Annotated in this window: 18 protein-coding genes; 14 read left to right on the forward strand and 4 right to left on the reverse strand. The window is 67.5% G+C overall.

Annotated features, from left to right (window positions below; translation table 11 throughout):
- A partial coding sequence (locus IAE56_RS21055) for a hypothetical protein (RefSeq protein WP_234455843.1) occupies nucleotides 1-415 on the reverse strand: 415 nt, incomplete at its 3' end.
- Between the two features lie 208 nt (nucleotides 416-623).
- Here IAE56_RS21055 and ilvC point away from each other — a divergent pair.
- The 10 genes from ilvC to gdhA all read left to right on the forward strand — a co-directional run bounded on the left by ilvC (nucleotide 624) and on the right by gdhA (nucleotide 11719).
- Nucleotides 624-1598: a ketol-acid reductoisomerase gene (gene ilvC / locus IAE56_RS02495; protein WP_200751341.1), complete on the forward strand. Its 975-nt coding sequence runs from the start codon at nucleotides 624-626 to the stop codon at nucleotides 1596-1598.
- Nucleotides 1599-1635: 37 nt separating this feature from the next.
- Complete coding sequence (gene ilvG, locus IAE56_RS02500) at nucleotides 1636-3372, forward strand: acetolactate synthase 2 catalytic subunit (RefSeq protein ID WP_200751342.1); 1737 nt, start codon at nucleotides 1636-1638, stop codon at nucleotides 3370-3372.
- Complete coding sequence (locus tag IAE56_RS02505) at nucleotides 3356-3604, forward strand: ACT domain-containing protein (protein ID WP_200751343.1); 249 nt, start codon at nucleotides 3356-3358, stop codon at nucleotides 3602-3604. Before ilvG ends, IAE56_RS02505 begins: the two co-directional genes overlap by 17 nt.
- Nucleotides 3605-3703: 99 nt before the next feature.
- The gene (locus IAE56_RS02510) at nucleotides 3704-4795 is read left to right on the forward strand and encodes a threonine dehydratase (RefSeq protein WP_200751344.1); all 1092 of its coding nucleotides are present in this window, start codon (nucleotides 3704-3706) and stop codon (nucleotides 4793-4795) included.
- Complete coding sequence (locus IAE56_RS02515; RefSeq protein WP_200751345.1) at nucleotides 4792-6375, forward strand: 2-isopropylmalate synthase; 1584 nt, start codon at nucleotides 4792-4794, stop codon at nucleotides 6373-6375. The genes IAE56_RS02510 and IAE56_RS02515 overlap by 4 nt, the downstream gene beginning before the upstream one ends.
- 10 nt (nucleotides 6376-6385) lie before the next feature.
- Complete coding sequence (locus IAE56_RS02520) at nucleotides 6386-7159, forward strand: class I SAM-dependent methyltransferase (RefSeq protein WP_200751346.1); 774 nt, start codon at nucleotides 6386-6388, stop codon at nucleotides 7157-7159.
- A 60-nt stretch (nucleotides 7160-7219) separates the two neighbouring features.
- Nucleotides 7220-8638, forward strand: a complete 1419-nt coding sequence (gene leuC / locus IAE56_RS02525) for a 3-isopropylmalate dehydratase large subunit (RefSeq protein WP_200751347.1) — start codon at nucleotides 7220-7222, stop codon at nucleotides 8636-8638.
- Nucleotides 8638-9216 (forward strand): 3-isopropylmalate dehydratase small subunit, encoded by a 579-nt coding sequence (gene leuD, locus IAE56_RS02530; protein WP_006390726.1) that lies wholly within the window; start codon nucleotides 8638-8640, stop codon nucleotides 9214-9216. The genes leuC and leuD overlap by 1 nt, the downstream gene beginning before the upstream one ends.
- Nucleotides 9206-10267, forward strand: a complete 1062-nt coding sequence (gene leuB, locus IAE56_RS02535) for a 3-isopropylmalate dehydrogenase (RefSeq protein ID WP_200751348.1) — start codon at nucleotides 9206-9208, stop codon at nucleotides 10265-10267. The genes leuD and leuB overlap by 11 nt, the downstream gene beginning before the upstream one ends.
- Nucleotides 10268-10369: 102 nt before the next feature.
- Nucleotides 10370-11719, forward strand: coding sequence for an NADP-specific glutamate dehydrogenase (gene gdhA / locus IAE56_RS02540; RefSeq protein WP_200751349.1), 1350 nt, complete (start codon nucleotides 10370-10372; stop codon nucleotides 11717-11719).
- 474 nt (nucleotides 11720-12193) lie between these two features.
- On the opposite strand, the gene IAE56_RS02545 is transcribed toward gdhA, so the two are convergent.
- Entirely contained in the window at nucleotides 12194-12664 is a 471-nt protein-coding gene (locus IAE56_RS02545) for an SEL1-like repeat protein (RefSeq protein ID WP_200751350.1), read from the reverse strand.
- 161 nt (nucleotides 12665-12825) lie between these two features.
- Here IAE56_RS02545 and IAE56_RS02550 point away from each other — a divergent pair, with 161 nt between their 5' ends.
- Nucleotides 12826-13158 carry a hypothetical protein gene (locus IAE56_RS02550; RefSeq protein ID WP_200751351.1) on the forward strand — a complete coding sequence of 111 codons (333 nt, stop codon included), beginning with the start codon at nucleotides 12826-12828 and terminating at the stop codon, nucleotides 13156-13158.
- A 118-nt stretch (nucleotides 13159-13276) separates the two neighbouring features.
- Here the strand turns inward: IAE56_RS02550 and IAE56_RS02555 are convergent, their stop codons facing one another.
- The gene (locus IAE56_RS02555; RefSeq protein ID WP_200751352.1) at nucleotides 13277-16429 is read right to left on the reverse strand and encodes an efflux RND transporter permease subunit; all 3153 of its coding nucleotides are present in this window, start codon (nucleotides 16427-16429) and stop codon (nucleotides 13277-13279) included.
- 4 nt (nucleotides 16430-16433) lie between these two features.
- Nucleotides 16434-17564: an efflux RND transporter periplasmic adaptor subunit gene (locus IAE56_RS02560; RefSeq protein ID WP_200751353.1), complete on the reverse strand. Its 1131-nt coding sequence runs from the start codon at nucleotides 17562-17564 to the stop codon at nucleotides 16434-16436.
- A gap of 121 nt (nucleotides 17565-17685) precedes the next feature.
- Here IAE56_RS02560 and IAE56_RS02565 point away from each other — a divergent pair, with 121 nt between their 5' ends.
- From IAE56_RS02565 to IAE56_RS02575, 3 genes are all read left to right on the forward strand, one after another.
- Nucleotides 17686-18363 carry a TetR/AcrR family transcriptional regulator gene (locus IAE56_RS02565; protein ID WP_108769938.1) on the forward strand — a complete coding sequence of 226 codons (678 nt, stop codon included), beginning with the start codon at nucleotides 17686-17688 and terminating at the stop codon, nucleotides 18361-18363.
- A 139-nt stretch (nucleotides 18364-18502) separates the two neighbouring features.
- A complete protein-coding gene (locus tag IAE56_RS02570; RefSeq protein ID WP_150453226.1) occupies nucleotides 18503-19150 on the forward strand; it encodes a protein-L-isoaspartate O-methyltransferase in 648 nt (215 codons plus the stop codon).
- Between the two features lie 16 nt (nucleotides 19151-19166).
- Nucleotides 19167-20525, forward strand: a complete 1359-nt coding sequence (locus tag IAE56_RS02575; RefSeq protein WP_200751354.1) for a TolC family outer membrane protein — start codon at nucleotides 19167-19169, stop codon at nucleotides 20523-20525.
- The last annotated feature ends 58 nt before the right edge of the window (nucleotides 20526-20583 follow it).

Consider the following 20583-nt stretch of genomic DNA (forward strand, 5'->3'; position numbering starts at 1 on the left):
ATGCGTTGTGGTGGTAGCGCCGGGCCGTGCCCGGCGAGCGCAGCGGTAAAAGCCCCTCATTCCCGCGCAAACAACCCGCTGAAAAGAGTGAATTCCGGTTCACCGAAACACTTTCAGCCGCAACCATCCTTGTGCCACAAGCGATTGCGCCGGATGCAGCGGAAACCAAAAAAATATCCGTTGCCAGGGTTGACACTGCCGAATCGCACATGTTTCTCTCGATCACATGTTGCACCACACCACGCCACTGCGAACCCACGTTGAAGCCGCCGACACCGGCGCCGCCTCGCTGCGTTCGATTCTCGTGCTCGTACTTATTACCCAGCCAACAGGTGCGGGACGAGCCAGCGTGTAAGCAACAGACACACCGGAACTCGACAAAAACCCGCACCCGCCCCGGTGCGGGTTTTTTCATTTCAAGACCTGGTTTCAGACGCAACCACCATGAACACCGCCAACTGCAAAACCCGGACCTGCCACACCACGACGCCTCGTGGTGGCTGTGCCCGTGCGATGCGCGGCGCCTCCCCCACCGTTTTCCCCTGACCGGCCGGTACGTCGCTTCGACTGCCGGCCGTCTTTTTCTTCCCGTCTTTTTCTTCCCACCGCAAGGAACCTCCCCCATGAGCACCAACGATCTGCCCCAGACCAAGATCGCCGTCATCGGCTACGGCAGCCAGGGCCGCGCCCACGCACTGAACCTGCGCGAATCCGGTTTCGACGTGGTGGTAGGCCTGCGCCCGGGCGGCCCGACCGAAGCCAAGGCCCAGGCCGACGGCTTCAACGTGGTGGCCCCGGCTGACGCCGTGAAGGACGCCGACCTGGTCGCCGTGCTGACCCCGGACATGGTGCAGAAGAAGCTGTACAACGAGGTGCTGGCGCCGAACATGAAGCAGGGTGCCTGCCTGCTGTTCGCCCACGGCCTGAACGTGCATTACGGCATGATCGAGCCGCGCGCCGACCTGGACGTGGTGCTGGTCGCGCCGAAGGGCCCGGGTGCGCTGGTCCGTCGCGAATACGAAATCGGCCGCGGCGTGCCGTGCATCTGGGCCATCCACCAGGATGTCACCGGCAAGGCCGAACAGCATGCCAAGGCCTATGCGGCCGGCCTGGGCGGCGCACGCGCCAACCTGATCCAGACCACCTTCAAGGAAGAGACCGAAACCGATCTGTTCGGTGAGCAGGCAGTGCTGTGCGGCGGTGCCTCGGCGCTGGTGCAGGCCGGCTTCGAAACGCTGGTGGAAGCCGGTTACCAGCCGGAAATCGCCTACTACGAAGTGCTGCACGAACTGAAGCTGATCGTCGACCTGTTCTACGAAGGCGGCATCTCGCGCATGCTGGAATTCGTCTCCGAGACCGCCCAGTACGGCGACTACGTCAGCGGCCCGCGCGTGATCGACGCCAGCACCAAGGAGCGCATGAAGGAAGTCCTGAAGGACATCCAGGACGGCACCTTCACCAAGAACTGGGTGGCCGAGTACGAAGCGGGCCTGCCGAACTACAAGAAGTACAAGCAGGCCGACCTGGAGCACCCGATCGAGAAGGTGGGCAAGGAACTGCGCGCCAAGATGGTCTGGTTGCAAGGACAGGCCGCGTAACCACGCGGCCACCCCCACCCGCTTTGCAAGGTTCCCCATGAACTCTCCCACACACCGCAGCGCGCCGCCCAACGGTGCGCGCTGGCTGACCCAGGCGCTGGAGGCCGAGGGCGTCCGTACGCTGTTCGGCTATCCCGGCGGCACCATCATGCCGTTCTACGACGCGCTGGTGGATTCGTCGCTGAAGCACATCCTGGTGCGCCACGAGCAGGGTGCGGCGCTGGCGGCCAATGGCTTCGCCCGCGCCAGCGGCCAGGTCGGCGTCTGCGTGGCCACCTCCGGCCCCGGCGCGTCGAACCTGGTCACCGGCATCGCCGATGCGATGCTGGATTCGGTGCCGATGGTCTGCATCACCGGCCAGGTCGCCACGCCGCTGCTGGGTACCGACGCCTTCCAGGAACTGGATGTGTTCGGCCTGACCCTGCCCATCGTCAAGCACAGCTGGCTGGTGCGCAGCGTCGATGACCTGCCGCGCGTGGTCGCCGATGCCTTCCGCATTGCCCGCGAGGGCCGCCCCGGGCCGGTGCTGATCGACCTGCCCAAGGACGTGCAGCTGGCCGATGCCAGCCACCTGCCGGCGCACGTGCCGTCCAGCGTGGAACCGCCGGCCGCGGCCGCCGATGCGGCCATCGCCGAGGCCATCGCCGCACTGGAAGCGGCCGAGAAGCCGGTGATCTACGCCGGTGGTGGCATTGCCCTGGGCGAGGCCGTGCAGGACCTGCGCGACTTCGCCGAGGCCAGCGCCATCCCCACCGTGATGACCCTGCGTGGCCTGGGCGCGCTGCCCCCGCAGCACCCGCAGTCGCTGGGCATGCTGGGCATGCACGGCACCCGCGCCGCGAACATGGCGGTGCAGGAAAGTGATCTGCTGCTGGTGCTGGGTGCGCGCTTCGATGACCGTGCCACCGGCAAGCTGGCCGAGTTCGCTCCGTTCGCCCGCGTGGTCCACATCGACGCCGACGCCTACGAGATCTCCAAGCTGCGCAGCGCCGATGTCGCGGTGCCGGGCAATGTCAGCCATGCCATCCGCGCCCTGCGTGCGGCCTTCCCCTCCCCCCAGGCCCACCAGGACGCATGGCGCAAGCGCTGTGCCCAGCACCGCGACCGCTTCGCCGCCCGCTACGACGCACCGGGCCAGCACATCTACGCCCCGGCGCTGCTGAAGCGGCTGAGCGAAGTGGCGCCGGCCGACACGGTCATCGCCTGCGATGTCGGCCAGCACCAGATGTGGGTGGCCCAGCACTGCCGCTTCAACCACCCGCGCAACCACCTGACCAGTGGCGCGCTGGGCACCATGGGCTTCGGCCTGCCGGCGGCGATGGGCGCGCAGTTCGCCTGCCCCGACCGCACCGTGGTGCTGGTGTCCGGCGATGGCAGCTTCATGATGAACGTGCAGGAGCTGACCACCATCGCGCGTTGCCGCCTGCCGGTGAAGATCGTGCTGCTGGACAACAGTTCGCTGGGCATGGTGCGGCAGTGGCAGGAGCTGTTCTTCTCCGAGCGCTACAGCGAGATCGACCTGTCCGACAACCCGGACTTCGTGGCCCTGGCCAAGGTGTTCGGCATCGCTGCCACCCGCATCGACAACCGCGACGACGTGGAAGGCGGCCTGGCCGCGCTGCTGGCCGAACCGGGCCCCGCCCTGCTGCACGTGGCCATCGATGCACGCGCCAACGTGTGGCCGCTGGTGCCGCCCAACACCGCCAACAGCACCATGCTGGAAAGCAACCCCGCCCATGCCCGCCAGGAGACCCCCAATGCAATACCGGCTTGACCTGGTGCTGCACCCGGCCGAAGGCGCGCTGCTGCGCGTGATCGGCATGGCCGAACGCCGCGGCTTCGCCCCGCGCGCGATCAGCGGCGCGCCGGTGGCCGCCGATGACGGACGCTGGCACCTGCAGCTGGTGGTCGATGGCCAGCGGCCGCCGGACACCCTGTGCCGGCAGATGGAAAAGATCTACGACTGCGTGTCGGTACAGCTGACGCCCGTGGAAGGAGCTGCATGATGAACACCCGTACCGTAGCGACCACGGTGCCGGCACGGAGGCGTCTTCTTCGTCGCCCGTGCCCGCACCCGGCGCAGTCCGGCAATCCGCTGGTGGCCCATGCCGGCCGCTGATGCCAGCAAGGAAAGCGATGTCGGTGACGTAAGCGTCGCCGACGTACTGGCTGCGCAGGCCCGCCTGCGCCGCTTCCTGCCGCCTACTCCGCTGCACCATGCCGAACGCTTCGGCACCTGGCTGAAGCTGGAAAACCTGCAGCGCACCGGTTCCTACAAAGTGCGCGGCGCATTGAACGCGCTGCTGGCCGGCCGCGAACGCGGTGACACCCGGCCGGTGATCTGCGCTTCGGCCGGCAACCACGCCCAGGGCGTGGCCTGGGCCGCCTACCGCCTGGACGTGCCGGCCATCACCGTGATGCCGCATGGCGCGCCGGCCACCAAGATCGCCGGTGTCGCCCACTGGGGCGCCACCGTACGCCAGCACGGCAACAGCTACGACGAGGCCTTCGCCTTCGCCGTGGAACTGGCGCAGCGCCATGGCTACCGCTTCCTGTCCGCCTTCGACGATGCCGACGTGATCGCCGGCCAGGGCACGGTCGGCATCGAACTGGCACCGCATGCACCGGACGTGGTGATCGTGCCGATCGGTGGCGGCGGCCTGGCCTCCGGCGTGGCGCTGGCACTGAAATCGCAGGGCGTGCGCATCATCGGTGCGCAGGTCGAGGGCGTCGATTCGATGGCCCGCGCGATCCACGGTGATGTCAACGAGATCGCACCGGTGCCGTCGCTGGCCGACGGCGTGCGGGTGAAGGTGCCCGGCTACCTGACCCGCCGCCTGTGTGCCTCGCTGCTGGACGATGTGGTGATCGTGCGCGAAGCCGAGCTGCGCGAGACCCTGGTCCGCCTGGCGCTGGAAGAACACATCATCGCCGAGGGCGCCGGTGCGCTGGCCCTGGCCGCCGGCCGCCGCGTGGCTGGCCGCCGCAAGTGTGCGGTGGTGTCCGGCGGCAACATCGATGCCGGCGTGCTGGCCGGCCTGCTGACCGACATCCGCCCCCGGCCGCCGCGCAAACCGCGCCGGCGCCGCAGTGAAACCCCACGCTCGCCCAGCAAGGCCAGCGCCCCCGCCTCCCCCACTTCTTCCCCTTCCAACCTGCAAGCCGTCGCGCCCGCTGTCGAGGAGATTTCCCTGTGACCACCATCGAACGAATTACCACCCCGCGCATCCGCATCTTCGACACCACCCTGCGTGACGGCGAGCAGTCCCCCGGCTGCAGCATGAGCCCGCCGCAGAAGCTGGTGATGGCGCGTGCGCTGGACGAACTGGGCGTGGACATCATCGAGACCGGCTTCCCGGCCAGCTCGCAGTCCGACCGCGAAGCGATGGCCCTGATCGGCCGTGAGCTGCGCCGCCCGAGCCTGACCCTGGCGGTGCTGTCGCGCTGCCTGCAGGCCGACATCGAAACCTCCGCGCGTGCGCTGGAAGCGGCGGCCAACCCGCGCCTGCACCTGTTCCTGTCGACCAGCCCGCTGCACCGCGAGCACAAGCTGCGCATGAGCCGCGAGCAGGTACTGGAGTCGGTACGCAAGCACGTCACCCTGGCCCGCACCTACGTCGACGACGTGGAGTTCTCGGCCGAGGATGCCACCCGCACCGAGCTGGATTACCTGATTGAAGTGGCCCGCGTGGCGATCGCCGCCGGCGCGACCACCGTCAACCTGCCCGACACCGTCGGCTTCACCACGCCGGAAGAAATCCGCGCGATGTTCCAGCAGGTCATCGCCGGCGTGGCCGACGTGCCGAACGCAGCCAACGTGATCTTCAGCGCGCACTGCCACAACGACCTGGGCCTGGCCGTGGCCAACTCGCTGGCCGCCGTCGAAGGTGGCGCACGCCAGGTCGAGTGCACCATCAACGGCATCGGCGAGCGCGCCGGCAACTGCTCGCTGGAAGAAATCGCCATGGTGCTGAAGGTGCGCCAGGCCTTCTACGAGCAGGACACCGCGATCAATACCCCGCGCATCGTCGGCACCTCGCAGCTGCTGCAGCGTCTGGTCGGCATGCCGGTCCAGCGCAACAAGGCCATCGTCGGTGCCAACGCCTTCGCCCATGAATCGGGCATCCACCAGCACGGCATGCTGCGCCACCGCGGCACCTACGAAATCATGCGTCCGGAAGACGTGGGCTGGGAGGATTCGCAGATGGTGCTGGGCCGCCACAGTGGCCGTGCCGCCGTCGAATCGCGCCTGCGTGCGCTGGGATTCTGGCTGGAAGAAGACGAACTGAAGCTGGTCTTCGAACAGTTCAAGGCGATGTGCGAGCAGCAGCGCGTAGTCACCGACGCCGACCTGCAGACCTTGATGCAGGGCGGCGCCAACAACCAGGGCTACCGCCTGGCCTCGATGACCATCAGCGATGTCGGCAGCCGCGCCAATGCGCTGGTCGAACTGTCCGACCCGGAAGGCAACCGCGTGGCCGAGACCGCACAGGGCGATGGCCCGGTCGATGCCCTGTTCGGCGCACTGTCCTCGGCCACCGGCGTGCAGCTGCAGCTGGACAGCTACCAGGTGCACAGCGTCGGCATCGGTGCCGATGCGCGTGGCGAAGCCAACCTGAGCGTGCGCCACGAAGGCGTGGAGTACGACGGCACCGGCACCAGCAAGGACATCATCGAAGCCTCCGCGCTGGCCTGGCTGGACGTGGCCAACCGCCTGCTGCGCCAGCGCCAGGGCGCCGCCAGCAACACCGAAACCCCGACCGCCGCCACTGCCTGAGGAAACTGACATGAGCGCCTTCGACACCGCCACCACGGCCGCCGGCCAGCAGTGGAACGCCCAGGACTATGCGATCGACGCCGGTTTCGTGCCGCTGCTCGGCGGTGCGGTGTCGCGCCTGCTCGACCCGCGCACCGGTGAACGCATCCTCGACCTGGGCTGTGGCGATGGCGTACTCAGCACCGAACTGGCCCTGAGCGGCGCACGCATCCACGGCGTGGACGCCTCGCCGGAACTGGTCAATGCCGCCCGCGCGCGCGGCGTCGACGCGCAGGTGATGGATGGCCACGCGCTGACCTTCAACGCCGAGTTCGATGCGGTGTTCAGCAATGCCGCGCTGCACTGGATGGGCAACCCGGACCGCGTGCTGGAGGGCGTGCGTCGTGCCCTGCGCCCCGGCGGCCGCTTCGTCGCCGAGTTCGGCGGCCATGGCAACGTGGCTACGATCATCGCCGCGGTGCAGGCCGCACGCGTGGCCCATGGCCATGGCGCCAGCGCGTTCCAGTGGTATTTCCCGACCGCCGATGCCTACGCCGACCGCCTGCGCCAGCACGGCTTCCAGGTGCAGCTGATCGAGACCACGCCGCGCCCGACCGCGCTGCCGACCGGCGTGGCCGGCTGGCTGCGGGTGTTCGCCGCGCCGCTGCTGGACGATCTGCCGGCAGCCGCCCGCGCCACCGTGCGCGAGGCCGCGGTGGTCCTGCTGGAGGACCTGCCGCGTGACGCAGCCGGCCGGCCGCTGGCCGACTACGTGCGCCTGCGCGTGCTCGCCCGCCGTCGCTGACTTGACCGTCCCGCTTTCTTTATTGATGTTCGCTCTCTCGTACTTCTGCCAGGCATACGCATGACTTCCGCACCCCGCACCCTGTACGACAAACTGTGGGACGCCCACGTGGTGGTTCCCGAATCCGACAGCGCCCCCGCCGTGCTGTACATCGACCTGCACCTGATCCACGAGGTCACCTCGCCGCAGGCATTCACCGAGCTGCGTTCGCGTGGCCTGGCGCCGCGCCGCCCGGATCGCACCAAGGCGACGATGGACCACTCCACCCCGACCCTGCCGGCCGGTGCCGACGGCAAGCTGCCCTACGCCAGCGCCGCCTCCGAAGCGCAGGTCGCCACCCTGGCGCGCAACTGCGCCGAGTACGGCATCGAGCTGTTCGACATGGCCTCGGACAACCGCGGCATCGTCCATGTCATCGCCCCGGAGCAGGGTTTCACCCAGCCGGGCATGACCATCGTCTGCGGTGACAGCCACACCTCCACCCACGGTGCGTTCGGTTCGCTGGCCTTCGGCATCGGCACCAGCGAAGTCGGCCACGTGCTGGCCACCCAGTGCCTGCTGCAGCGCAAGGCGAAGACGTTCGCGATCACCGTTGATGGCCCGCTGGCGCCGGGCGTCGGCGCCAAGGACGTGGTCCTGCACATCATCGGCGTGATCGGCGTCAACGGTGGCACCGGCCACGTCATCGAGTTCCGTGGCAGCACCATCGAAGCGATGGACATGGAACAGCGCATGACCCTGTGCAACATGTCGATCGAAGCAGGCGCGCGTGCCGGCATGGTCGCCCCCGACCAGGTCACCTTCGACTTCGTGGCCAACACCCCGCGCGGCCCCAAGGGCGCCGACTTCGATGCCGCCGTGGCGCGCTGGCAGCAACTGCGCAGCGATGAAGGCGCACGCTTCGACAGCGAAGTGCGCATCGACGCCGCCGATATCCGCCCGACCCTGACCTGGGGCACCCACCCGGGCACCGCCATCGCCGTGGACGCGCCGATTCCGGCCGCCAACGATGCCGCTGCGCAGAAGGGCCTGGATTACATGCACTTCCAGGCCGGCAAGGCGCTGGCCGGCACCCCGGTCGACGTGGTGTTCGTGGGCTCGTGCACCAATGGCCGCCTGAGTGACATGCGCGAAGTGGCGCAGGTGCTGCGTGGCCGCCACGTCGCCGACGGCGTGCGCATGCTGGTGGTGCCGGGCTCGGAGATCGTCAAGCGCCAGGCCGAGGCCGAAGGCATCCACGAGATCGTGCGTGCGGCCGGTGCCGAATGGCGCGAGCCGGGCTGCTCGATGTGCATCGCCATGAACGGTGACCTGGTCGCCCCCGGCCAGCTGGCCGTGAGCACCAGCAACCGCAACTTCGAGGGCCGCCAGGGCCCCGGTTCGCGCACCCTGCTGGCCTCGCCGATGAGCGCGGCGTGGGCCGCGGTGAAGGGCCAGGTGGCCGACACCCGCGAGCTGTTCGCACAGGAGGTGGCGTGATGGCCGGTTTCCGTACCCTGACCTCGTCCAGCGTGGTGCTGGCGCAGACCAACATCGACACCGACCAGATCATTCCGGCGCGGTTCCTGTCCACCACCGAACGCGCCGGCCTGGGCCGCAACGCGTTCAATGACTGGCGCTGGCAGGCCGATGGTTCGCCCGTGGCCGACTTCGCCTTCAACCAGCCGCACAACGCCGGCCGCAGCATCCTGCTGGCCGGCCGCAACTTCGGCTGCGGTTCCTCGCGCGAACACGCGCCGTGGGCGCTGACCGACCTGGGCCTGCGCGCCATCGTCAGCAGCGAGATCGCCGACATCTTCCGTGGCAACTCGCTGAAGAACGGCCTGCTGCCGATCGTGCTGGACGAAGCCGACGTGCAGGCGCTGATGCAGCGCCCGGACGACGAGCTGACCATCGACGTGGCCGCGCGCGAGCTGCGCACCCCCGACGGCCGCGTCTATTCCTTCCCGCTGGATGGCTTCTCGCAGACCTGCCTGCTGGAAGGTGTCGACCAGTTGGGGTATCTGTTGGGCCGTGTCCCTGAAATCGAACGTTACGAGAGTGAGCATGCACGCTGAAATTGTTGTCCTGCCCGGTGATGGCATCGGCCCGGAAGTCGCCGCCGCCGCGGTTGCCGTCCTGAAGGCCGTCGCCGAACGCTTCAACCACAGCTTCACCTTCAGCGAGCACGACATCGGTGGCATCGCCATCGATCGCCATGGCGAGCCGCTGCCGGCCGTCACCCTGGCCGCCTGCCAGGCCGCCAATGCGGTGCTGCTGGGCGCGGTGGGTGGCCCGAAGTGGTCCGACCCGAATGCCAAGGTGCGTCCGGAGCAGGGCCTGCTGGCGATCCGCAAGGCGCTGGGCCTGTACGCCAACCTGCGTCCGGTGCGCACCCATGAAGCCGCCCTGCACGCCTCGCCGATCAAGGCCGAGCTGCTGCAGGGCGTGGACTTCGTGGTGGTGCGCGAACTGACCGGCGGCATCTACTTCGGCGACAAGACCCGCGACGCCGACAGCGCCAGCGACCTGTGCCGCTACACCGTGGCCGAGATCGAACGCGTGCTGCGCAGCGCTTTCCGCCTGGCCCAGCAGCGCCGTGGCAAGGTCACCTCGGTGGACAAGGCCAACGTGCTGGAAACCTCGCGCCTGTGGCGCGACGTGGCCGCGCGCATCGGCCGCGAGGAATTCCCGGACGTGGCGCTGGAACACCAGCTGGTCGATTCGATGGCCATGCACCTGCTGGCCAAGCCGCGCGAGTACGACGTGATCGTCACCGAGAACATGTTCGGCGACATCCTCACCGATGAAGCCTCGATGCTGGCCGGTTCGCTGGGCCTGCTGCCTTCGGCTTCGCTGGGCGAACCGGGCGCGGTGGGCATCTACGAGCCGATCCATGGTTCGGCGCCGGACATCGCCGGCAAGGGCATCGCCAATCCCTACGCGACGATCTTCAGCGCCGCGATGCTGCTGCGCCACTCGCTGGGTCTGGAAGCCGAAGCGGCCGCCGTGGAAGCCGCCGTGCATGCGGTGCTGGATGACGGCGTGTTCACCGCCGACCTTGCGGCCAAGGGGCAGGCGGTCAGCACCGCCGCCGCCACCGACGCGGTGCTGGCCAAGCTGAAGTGAACCCACGAACGCGGCCCCCGGGCCGCGTTCGCGTTTGTGGCGGTCGTCCGCCCTACCCGCCGACCGCGCAGCCGCCGCCCCGCCCAGGCCTCAATCCAAGGAATGCCTTTGAAGCATCGTTCCCCCGACGAGTTCCTCGCCGACGTCGCCCGCCGTGACCCGCACCAGCCCGAGTTCCTGCAGGCAGTGAAGGAAGTGGTCCACAGCCTTTGGCCGTTCCTGCAGGACAACCCGCGCTACCTGCAGCAGGGCCTGCTGGAACGCCTGGTCGAACCGGAGCGGCTGATCCAGTTTCGCGTGGCCTGGAGCGATGACGCCGGCCAGGCCCAGGTGAACCGCGCCTGGCGCGTGCAGCACAGCTCGGCCATCGGCCCGTTCAAGGGCGGCATGCGTTTCCACCCGTCGGTGAACCTGTCGATCCTGAAATTCCTCGCCTTTGAGCAGACCTTCAAGAACGCACTGACCACGCTGCCGATGGGCGGCGGCAAGGGCGGTTCGGACTTCGACCCCAAGGGCCGCAGCGATGCCGAAGTCATGCGCTTCTGCCAGGCGCTGATGCTGGAACTGCACCGCCACCTGGGTCCGGACACCGACGTGCCCGCCGGTGACATCGGCGTCGGTGCGCGTGAGGTCGGCTACATGGCCGGCATGATGAAGAAGCTCAGCAACGATGCTGCCTGCGTGTTTACCGGCAAGGGCCTGTCCTATGGCGGCAGCCTGATGCGCCCGGAGGCGACCGGCTACGGCACGGTCTATTTCGTCGAGCAGATGCTGCACCACGCGCGCCGCGAAACCCACGGGGCACGCGTGCTGGTGTCGGGCTCCGGCAACGTCGCCCAGTACGCCGCGCAGAAGGCCATCGAGCTGGGCGCGAAGGTGCTGACCTTCTCCGATTCGGGCGGCACGCTGTACGCGCGCGATGGCTTCGACGAGCAGGCCCTGCAGGAACTGATGGCACTGAAGAACGAGCGCCGTGGCCTCCTGCAGGAACTGGCAAGCGATACCCGCTTCGAGTTCCTCGCCGGCAAGCGTCCCTGGCATGTGCCGGCGGACATCGCCCTGCCCTGCGCCACCCAGAACGAGCTGGATGAAGATGACGCCCGCACGCTGGTGCACAACGGCGTGCAGTGCGTGGCCGAGGGCGCCAACATGCCCTCCACGCTGGAAGCGGTGGATGTGTTCCTGCAGGCCGGCACGCTGTATGCACCGGGCAAGGCCAGCAATGCCGGTGGCGTGGCGACGTCCGGGCTGGAGATGAGCCAGAACGCGCAGCGGCTGTCCTGGCACCACGCCGACGTGGACGAACGCCTGCACGCGATCATGAAGGACATCCACGCCAGCTGCGTGCGCCATGGCAAGCGCGCCGACGGCAGCGTCAATTACGTGGATGGTGCCAACATCGCCAGCTTCGTGAAGGTGGCCGACGCGATGCTGGCGCAGGGGTTGTACTAGTAGATCCACGCCGTGCGTGGGTGGGGTCGGATCCTTTCCGCAGGAAAGGCTCTGACCCCTGCCAAAAGAGACTGAGCAGCGCAGGCGCAGCGACGAGCGCCTACTGCCGCCTGCGCCGCTTCTTCTGCTTTCTGCGCCCGTTCTGACTTCCCAGCCTAGACGAAGCGAACACCAGCCATCCGCCCACTACCATCCCAAACGTCCCCGCAGCGACGTTGTACGCGGTCGGCCCCAGACGCTGAATGATCGCGACGTGCAGTCCACAGTTGACCCGGCAGACCGGACCGGCCTGCGCGCCAACGAACACAAACAGACCGAACGCTACGCAGAGCAGTCCGCAACCCACTCCAAACAACCGCAGAAACATCACCTCGCTCCCCCTGATGTTGTTGGTAAGTCAAACACAGGAACGACGGTCAGCGTGACCGACGCAAGACGTGCCATGTTGCCAACCGCGCCATTGGCCGAGTGATCCTAATCACCTATACCAGCCAAGAACCCGGCGGCATGATCGTCTCCCGCTTCGGCGGCCCGGGCAATCCAGGACATTGCCTCTACGCGGGAATCCCCAGCGGACGCGCCTTTCAGCAAGGCCAATCCATACTCATACATTGCAGGGGGATACCCTGATCCTGCGGCCGACTTGAAGCACTGCTCCGCCCTGTCAACGTCCACCCCGACAAAGTCGCCAAACAGAAAATACGTGCCCAAGCGGAACTGAGCGGGCGCATAGCCCATGTCAGCCGAAAGCATCACTTGGGAAAGACTCCTCGCCTCGAATTCCTCAATGCTCTCCTCCTGGGATCCGTACGAAGACGACAGGAACATCGCCTCGGCGGATCCCGACTTCAGCGCATCGCGCAGGATCACAGCAACGTCATCCATTCGCCCGAGGTCGAGCAGGCGATTGATTTCCTTTGTGAGATCTGTCGGCAATCCAGTCATGAGGGATATTCCTTTGCGTCGTTCCCCGCCATCCTCCCGGCAGGTAGCAGGTTCCGGCTGAATCCGTCGAAGCAGCCACCCATGGGGTGGCTCTACTGTTGATCGTGGATGGTGCATGATGCCGGAACTGGATCCACCCTCTGCTGCCAAGGAACCCGGCCGTGCTCACTCCCGATCTGTTGACCGGCATTGCAGGAAGCCTCGGCCTCCTGCTCTGCGCCATTGCCGCCTGGATGCTGCACCGCCGGGTGCGTACGCGCAGCAGCGCAGCATTCGCGTGGCTGAGCACGGCAATGTGTGTGTGGCCGTTCATTGCTTCGCCGGCCTTTGCGGTGGTGGTCTATTACGCCGGCAACCCGCTGCCCCAGGCGTGGGCAAATGCGCTGGGCCTGGCCATCGACCAGATCATTCCCGTGCTGCTGACCCTGGCTGCCGCCGTGTTCTTCCTGCTGGCGGTGCGGGGTATCGCGTACCGGAACTCACCCGCGCCTTGAATCATCCACCCATGGGGTGGCTCTACTGACGAACCACGCCATACGTGGATGGGGTCGGAGCCCTTTCCCTGCGGGAAAGGGATCCGACCCCGGCAACGGCAGTCGAGCAAGCTCGACTCTACTCGCCCGGCTTGACCCGGAACCATGCCGCATACAGCGCCGGCAGGAACACCAGGGTCAGCACGGTGCCGACGATCAGGCCGCCCATGATCGAGATCGCCATCGAGCCGTAGAACGCGCTGCGCGACAGCGGGATCATCGCCAGCACGGCAGCGAGCGCGGTCAGCACGATCGGGCGGAAACGCCGCACCGTGGCGTCGATGATCGAATGCCAGCGGTCATGCCCGGCGTCGATGTCCTGCTGGATCTGGTCGATCAGGATCACCGAGTTGCGCATGATCATGCCGGCCAGCGCGATGGTGCCCAGCAGCGCCACGAAGCCGAACGGCGCGTGGAACAGCAGCAGGAACAGGGTGGCACCGATGATGCCCAGCGGCGCAGTCACCAGCACCATCGCCGCCCGCGAGAAGCTGCGCAGCTGCAGCATCAGCAGGGTCGCCACCACGATCAGGAACAGCGGCATGCCGGCCTTGATCGAGTCCTGGCCACGCGCCGAATCCTCCACCGTGCCGCCGGTTTCCAGCAGGTAGCCGCTGGGCAGCTGCGCACGGATGCCATCCAGTGTCGGCAGGAGCTGCTGCACCACGTCCAGCGGCTGCATGCCATCGCCGATATCGGCGCGCACGGTCACCGTCGGCAGGCGGTTGCGGTGCCAGATGATGCCGTCCTCGAAGCCATACTCCATCGTCGCCACCTGCGACAGCGTGATGCTGCCACCGTTGGCGACGGGCATGGCCAGGCTGGACAGCAGCTCCAGCTGGTCACGCTCGTTGGCCGGGCCACGCAGCAGCATCTCGATCTGACGGTTGCCTTCGCGGTACACGCTCACCGACTGCCCCGCCAGCGAACTGGCCAGGAACTGGCTGACCTGCGCACTGCTCACGCCCAGCGCGCGCGCACGTTCCTGGTCGATCACCAGGCGCACCACCTTGCTCGGCTCGCTCCAGTCCAGGTTGACGTTGATGACGTGCGGGTTCTCGCGCACCTTGGCCTCGACCTGGCGCGCGATGGCCTGAACCTGCTCGATGTGCTCGCCGGACACGCGCATCTGCACCGGGTAACCCACCGGCGGGCCGTTCTCCAGGCGGGTCACGCGCATCTGTACATCGGGGAACTGCGGGATGACGTCCTTCATCAGCCAGTCGCGCACGGTTTCGCGGGCGTGGGTGTCCTTGGCCAGCACCACGAACTGGGCGAAGTTGGTCGCCGGCAGCTGCTGGTCCAGCGGCAGGTAGAAGCGGGGCGAACCGGTGCCCACGTAGGACACGTAATTGGCGATGCCTTCGTGCCCGTGCAGCAGCTTTTCCAGCTTCTCGGCCTGGGCCTGGGTCGAGCGCAGCGAGGCGCCCTCGGCCAGTTCGATGTCAACCATCAGTTCCGGCCGGGTCGAATCGGGGAAGAACTGCTGCGGCACGAAGCGGAACATCATCAGCGAGAACACGAACAGGCCGATGGTCGCGGCGATCACCCACCAGCGATGGCGCAGGCAGGCATCGAGGAAGCGACGGAAGCGCTGGTAGAACGGCCGCTGGTAGGGATCGTGGTCATGGCCGTGCTCCGCCGGGGCGATCAGGTTGGCCAGCGCCGGGAAGCGGTCGGCCCACTGCCGGCGCCGGGCCAGCCAGCGCGCGGACAGGCTGCCCGGCTTCGGCGGCTGCGGATTGAACAGGTCCGGCAGCATCTTGTCGCCCAGGTACGGGATGAACAGCACCGCCGCGATCCACGACACCACCAGCGCGATGGTCACCACCTGGAACAGCGAACGGGTGTACTCACCGGTGCTCGACGCAGCGGTGGCGATCGGCAGGAAGCCGGCCGCGGTGATCAGGGTACCGGTCAGCATCGGGAACGCGGTCGATTCCCAGGCGAAGCTGGCCGCGCGCAGGCGGTCGTAGCCCTGCTCCATCTTGGTGGCCATCATCTCCACCGCGATGATCGCGTCGTCCACCAGCAGTCCCAGCGCCAGCACCAGCGCGCCCAGCGAAATCTTGTGCAGGCCGATGCCGAAGTAATGCATGACGAAGAAGGTCATCGCCAGCACCAGCGGAATGGTCACGCCCACCACCAGGCCGGTACGCAGGCCCAGCGAGAAGAAGCTGACCAGCAGCACGATCACTACCGCTTCGGTCAGCACCTGGACGAACTCGCCGACGGACTCTTCCACCGCCTGCGGCTGGTCGGAGACCTTGCGCAGCTGCATGCCGGTCGGCAGGGTCTTCTGCAGGCGCTCGAACTCCGCATCCAGGTTCGCACCCAGCTTGAGGATGTCGCCGCCGTCCTTCATGGCCACGGCCAGGCCGATGGCCTCTTCGCCCATGAAGCGCATCTTCGGCGAGGCCGGATCGGCGAAGCCGCGCTTGACCTCGGCGATGTCGCCCAGGTGCACGGTGCGCTCGCCGGCACGCACCGGGAACTGGCGGATCGCCTCGATGCTGTCGAACTGGCCGGTCACGCGCAGCTGCACGCGGTCGGTCGGCGTTTCGAAGAAGCTGGTACCGGCAATCGCGTTCTGGTCAGCCAGCGCCTGCTGCACCTGCTGCATCGACAGGCCCAGCGTGGCCAGGCGGGTGTTGGACAGCTCGATCCACACCTTCTCGTCCTGCAGGCCGACCAGGTCGATCTTGCCGACGTCGGGCACGCGCTGCAGTTCCAGCTGGATGCGGTCGGCGTAGTCACGCATCACCGCATAGTCGAAGCCCTTGCCGGTGAGCGCATAGATGTTGCCGTAGGTATCGCCGAATTCATCGTTGTAGAACGGGCCGACGATCTCGCGCGGCAACGTCGCGCGGATGTCGCCCACGCGCTTGCGCACCTGGTACCACAGGTCCGGAATCTGCTTGGAACGCAGGCTGTCGCGGGCCATGAAGATCACCTGCGATTCGCCCGGACGCGAATACGAGCGGATGAACTCGTATTCGCCGGTATTCATCAGCGCCTTCTCGATCGGCTCGGTCACCTGCCGCGACACCTGCTCGGCGGTGGCGCCGGGCCATTGCGTGCGCACCACCATCGCCTTGAAGGTAAACGGCGGGTCCTCGGACTGGCCCAGGTGCTTGTACGACCACGCGCCGATCACTGCGAAGGCGAGCATGGCGAACAGCACCAGCGGACGATTGGCCAGCGCCCACTCGGAAAGATTGAAGCGGCGCACCGGCTTACTCCTTGGCCTTCGGCGCGGCGGCCGGCGTGGCCGGCTTCAGCACCGGGCGGTTCTGCCGGTCCACGGCGGTCACCGGCTGGCCGGCGCGCAGCAGGTGGCCACCCGCGGCCACCACCCAATCACCGGCAGCGACGCCGGACAACACCGGCACGCTGTCGCTGCCATAGGCACCGGTGGTGACGGCCACGTCCTTCAGCGTGCTGTTGGCCGGATCCACCACCCAGACACTGGATGCCCCGTTGGCACCGCGCTGCAGCGCAGCCAGCGGCAGCTGCAGGGTGCCGGTGCGACCGGCGCTGCTGAACACCCGCGCGCTCTGGCCCAGCTCGACATCGGCCAGCGCTTCGGCAGCCAGGCTGACGCGGGTGGCATAGGTGCGCGCCTGCGGATCGGCCGCAGCCGCGATCTCGCGGATCGTGCCCGGCAGGCGCTGGCCCGGTCGGTTCCACAGTTCCACCTGCACCGGCTGGCCCACCGCGTAGTCGCGGAAGGTCGCTTCGGGCAGGTCGATCAGCACTTCGCGGGCGCCATCGGCGGCCAGGTTGAAGATGGTCTGGCCGGCCGACACCACCTGCCCGGCCTCGGCCTCGCGGCTGGCGATCACGCCATCGGCCGGCGCGCGCAGCTGGGCATAGCCCGCCTGGTTGCGCAGCACGTCGAGGTTGGCGCGGGCCGCGTTGGCCTGGCCCTGTGCGGCCTTGAAGGCGGCACTCTGCTGGTCCAGCTGCGAACGGCTGACCAGCTGCTGGTCGGCCAGCACCTGGTAGCGCTTGAGATCATCGCGGGTACGCGCCAGGTCGGCTTCGGCCGCCGCCAGCTGTGCCTGCGAAGCGCGCGCCTGCAGGGCGAAGTCGGCCACGTCCAGCTCGGCCAGCACGTCGCCCTTCTTCACCCGCTGGCCGGCATCGACGTGGCGCTTGACCAGGTTGCCGCCCACGCGGAACGACAGCGGACTTTCCTGGCGGGCCCGGATGGTGCCCGGGAACGACGCCGCACCCTGCCCGGCCTGCTCGCCCGGATGCACCACCAGCACCGGCACCGCGGCCTGCGGCGCCTGCTCCGGCCCCGAACAGGCGGCCAGCGCCACCACCCACACCCAACTGCCCAGCCAGCGCACGCTCTTCATCGGTCAACGTCCTGAAAACACAGGGTTCAAACGCGGGGGAGCCGGCACGAGGGCCAACCCCAATTTAGTAAACTGGCCGGTATAGTATAAATATCGAACCGGTTGGTCTAGTATTACGGGAATGAGTTCTCCCACTTCCCGCAAAGCATCGGCCAAGCCTGCTGCCAAGGCCGCCGGTCCCGGGCGTCCGAAGGACCTCGGCAAGCGCGCGGCGATCCTCGAAGCGGCCAAGACCCTGTTCGTCGAACAGGGCTATACCGGCGTGAGCATGGACAGCATCGCCGCCCAGGCGGGCGTATCGAAGCTGACCGTTTACAGCCATTTCGGCGATAAAGAAACGCTTTTCACCGAAGCTGTGCAGTCCAAGTGCATGGAGATGCTGCCGGACGCGCTGTTCGTGGCCGATGCCGAAGGCCCGCTGCGCGACCAGCTGCTGGGCATCGGCCAGGCCTTCTTCGAGATGATCACCTCCGATGCGGCGATCTCGGTGCAGCGGGTGATGATGGCCCCGGAGACCGATGAACGCCTGCGCGAACTGTTCTGGCAGGCCGGCCCGGAGCGCACCTGCGAGGCGCTGGCCGATTTCCTGCGCTCGCGCACCGCGCGCGGCGAGCTGGAGATCAGCGATTTCCGCCTGGCCGGCCAGCAGTTCCTGACCCTCATCAAGGGCGAGGTGCATATGAACCGGATGTGCGGCATGCCGCTGTCACCGGGACAGTGCGATGCTTCCAGCCACGTGCCCGACAGCGTCGATTTCTTCCTGCGCGCCTATGCGCCGCGAGGGTCTGGAACCGCCTGAAGCACCAAACTGAACGAACCGGAGGTCGCGATGACTTCCGGCACTGCGACCCCGGCCGCCCGAAAGCTGATGCTCTGGGCGCGCCGCCGGCCTCCGGCACCGGTAAAATGGCCGGCCCACTGCGCTGGATTTGAACCTCATGACGATTGATTACGCCCACGCCCGCGAACTGATGGTGGAACAGCAGATCCGTCCCTGGGACGTGCTGGACATCAAGGTGCTCGACGTGCTCGCCCGCCTGCCGCGCGAGGCCTTTGTCGCCGACGCGCACCGGGCGCTGGCCTATGCCGATGTCGAACTGCCGATCGGCAACGGCCAGAAGATGATGAAGCCGGTCATCGAGGGCCGTACCCTGCAGGCGCTGGATCTGCAGCCGGGTGACGAAGTGCTGGAAATCGGCACCGGCAGCGGCTTCCTTTCGGCCTGCATCGGCGCGCTGGCGCGCGACGTGCTGAGCCTGGAAATCGACCCGGAGCTGGCCGCCGCTGCACGCGCCCGCCTGGATGCTTCGGGCCTGGGCACCAACGTCCGCGTCGAAGTGGCCGATGCCCTGACCTGGCAGACCGAGCGCCGTTTTGACGTGATCTGTGTCACTGGCGCGGTCGACGTGGTGCCGTCACAGTTCGCCTCGTGGCTGCGTCCCGGTGGTCGCCTGTTCGTGATCCACGGCCGCTCGCCGGCGATGGAAGCCCTGCTGGTCAAGGCCGACGGCAGCACCGAATCGCTGTTCGAAACCGATATCGATTACCTGCGCGGTGCCGCCCCGGCACCCCAGTTCCACCTCTGAGTCCAAGGAAGCCGCAATGATCCGCCGATCCCTCGCTGTTGCGCTGGCCACTGCCCTGCTGCCGTTGTCCGCCCATGCCGCCGACCTGCTGCAGGTCTACGAAATGGCACGCAATGGCGATCCGCAACTGTCGGCCGCCGAATCGACCCGGCTGTACGACAAGGAAGGCGCCGTGCAGGCGCGTGCCGCGCTGCTGCCGCAGATCAACGGCACCGCCACGTTGAACCGCACGCGCACCGAAGCCGATGCCGATGCCAACTCCGGCACCGTCACCAGCAAGCGCCGCAACTACACGATCGACGGCAGCCAGACGCTGTTCAACTGGACGCAGATCAACAACCTGCGCTCGCAGCGTGAGCTGAGCAAGGCGGCGGATTTCACCCTCGATTCGGCCAACGACAGCCTGATCGTGCGCAGCTCGGCGGCCTACTTCAACGTGCTGGTGGCGATCGAATCGCTGAACGCCGCACAGACCAATGAAGCGGCCGCGAAGAAGCAGTTCGACTTCGCCGACAAGCGCCTGGAAGTGGGCCTGGCGCCGATCACCGACGTGCACGAAGCACGTGCCCAGTACGACCAGGCGCGCGCCAACACCATCATTGCGCAGAACACCCTGGCCGATAACTACCAGGCCCTGACCGAACTGACCGGCCAGCCGGTGATGAACCTGAAGGGCCTGCCGGCCGACTTCCGTCCGGAAGTGCCGGCCAACCGCGGCAACATCAGCGAACTGGTGCAGCAGGCGACCAGCCAGAACCCGGCGCTGAAGGCGCAGGAACTGAAGGTCAGCGCGGCGGAAGCCGGTGTGCAGGCTGCACGTGGCGGCCACTACCCGACCCTGTCGCTGGGCGGCAGCTGGGGCAAGAGCGCGACCTGGGGCGACAGCGTCGGTTCCGGTTCGCTGTCCCCCGATGCGCGCACCAACAGCATCGGCCTGACCCTGAGCGTGCCGATCTTCTCCGGCGGTGCCACCCAGTCCGGCGTGCGCCAGGCGCTGGCCCAGCGTGACATCGCCCAGGACGGCTACGAGCAGCAGAAGCGTGCCCTGGACCGCAACACCCGCAATGCCTACCAGACCCTGGTGCAGGGCATCAGCGAAGTGGAAGCCCGCCGCCTGGCGGTGGTCTCGGCGCAGAGCGCGTATGACGCGTCGCAGGTCGGCCTGGAAGTGGGTACCCGCACCGTGCTGGACGTGATCCAGAACCAGCGCATCCTGTTCTCCGCGCAGCTGGACTACGCCAACGCCCGCTACACCTTCCTGCAGAACCGCCTGCTGCTGAGCCAGTCGCTGGGTGCGCTGGACGTGGCCGAACTGCAGGACATCAACCGCCTGCTGACCCAGGATGCCGGCAACCCGGCCACGACCACGAACTGAGTCGTCGCCTGCCGGTAGAACGAAGAAGCCACCCGCAAGGGTGGCTTTTTTGTGGGTG

It is taken from the genome of Stenotrophomonas sp. S41 (assembly GCF_016624625.1).
Lineage (GTDB): Bacteria > Pseudomonadota > Gammaproteobacteria > Xanthomonadales > Xanthomonadaceae > Stenotrophomonas.

Bases quoted from the DNA above. Each gene is read 5' to 3' on its own strand.
- ilvG (WP_200751342.1), top strand. From the start codon at position 1,636: ATGAACTCTCCCACACACCGCAGCGCGCCGCCCAACGGTGCGCGCTGG.
- leuB (WP_200751348.1), top strand. From the start codon at position 9,206: ATGCACGCTGAAATTGTTGTCCTGCCCGGTGATGGCATCGGCCCGGAA.
- IAE56_RS02565 (WP_108769938.1), top strand. From the start codon at position 17,686: ATGAGTTCTCCCACTTCCCGCAAAGCATCGGCCAAGCCTGCTGCCAAG.
- ilvC (WP_200751341.1), top strand. From the start codon at position 624: ATGAGCACCAACGATCTGCCCCAGACCAAGATCGCCGTCATCGGCTAC.
- IAE56_RS02505 (WP_200751343.1), top strand. From the start codon at position 3,356: ATGCAATACCGGCTTGACCTGGTGCTGCACCCGGCCGAAGGCGCGCTG.
- IAE56_RS02520 (WP_200751346.1), top strand. From the start codon at position 6,386: ATGAGCGCCTTCGACACCGCCACCACGGCCGCCGGCCAGCAGTGGAAC.
- IAE56_RS02560 (WP_200751353.1), bottom strand. From the start codon at position 17,564: ATGAAGAGCGTGCGCTGGCTGGGCAGTTGGGTGTGGGTGGTGGCGCTG.
- leuC (WP_200751347.1), top strand. From the start codon at position 7,220: ATGACTTCCGCACCCCGCACCCTGTACGACAAACTGTGGGACGCCCAC.
- IAE56_RS02570 (WP_150453226.1), top strand. From the start codon at position 18,503: ATGACGATTGATTACGCCCACGCCCGCGAACTGATGGTGGAACAGCAG.
- IAE56_RS02545 (WP_200751350.1), bottom strand. From the start codon at position 12,664: ATGACTGGATTGCCGACAGATCTCACAAAGGAAATCAATCGCCTGCTC.
- gdhA (WP_200751349.1), top strand. From the start codon at position 10,370: ATGCCTTTGAAGCATCGTTCCCCCGACGAGTTCCTCGCCGACGTCGCC.
- leuD (WP_006390726.1), top strand. From the start codon at position 8,638: ATGGCCGGTTTCCGTACCCTGACCTCGTCCAGCGTGGTGCTGGCGCAG.
- IAE56_RS02575 (WP_200751354.1), top strand. From the start codon at position 19,167: ATGATCCGCCGATCCCTCGCTGTTGCGCTGGCCACTGCCCTGCTGCCG.
- IAE56_RS02510 (WP_200751344.1), top strand. From the start codon at position 3,704: ATGCCGGCCGCTGATGCCAGCAAGGAAAGCGATGTCGGTGACGTAAGC.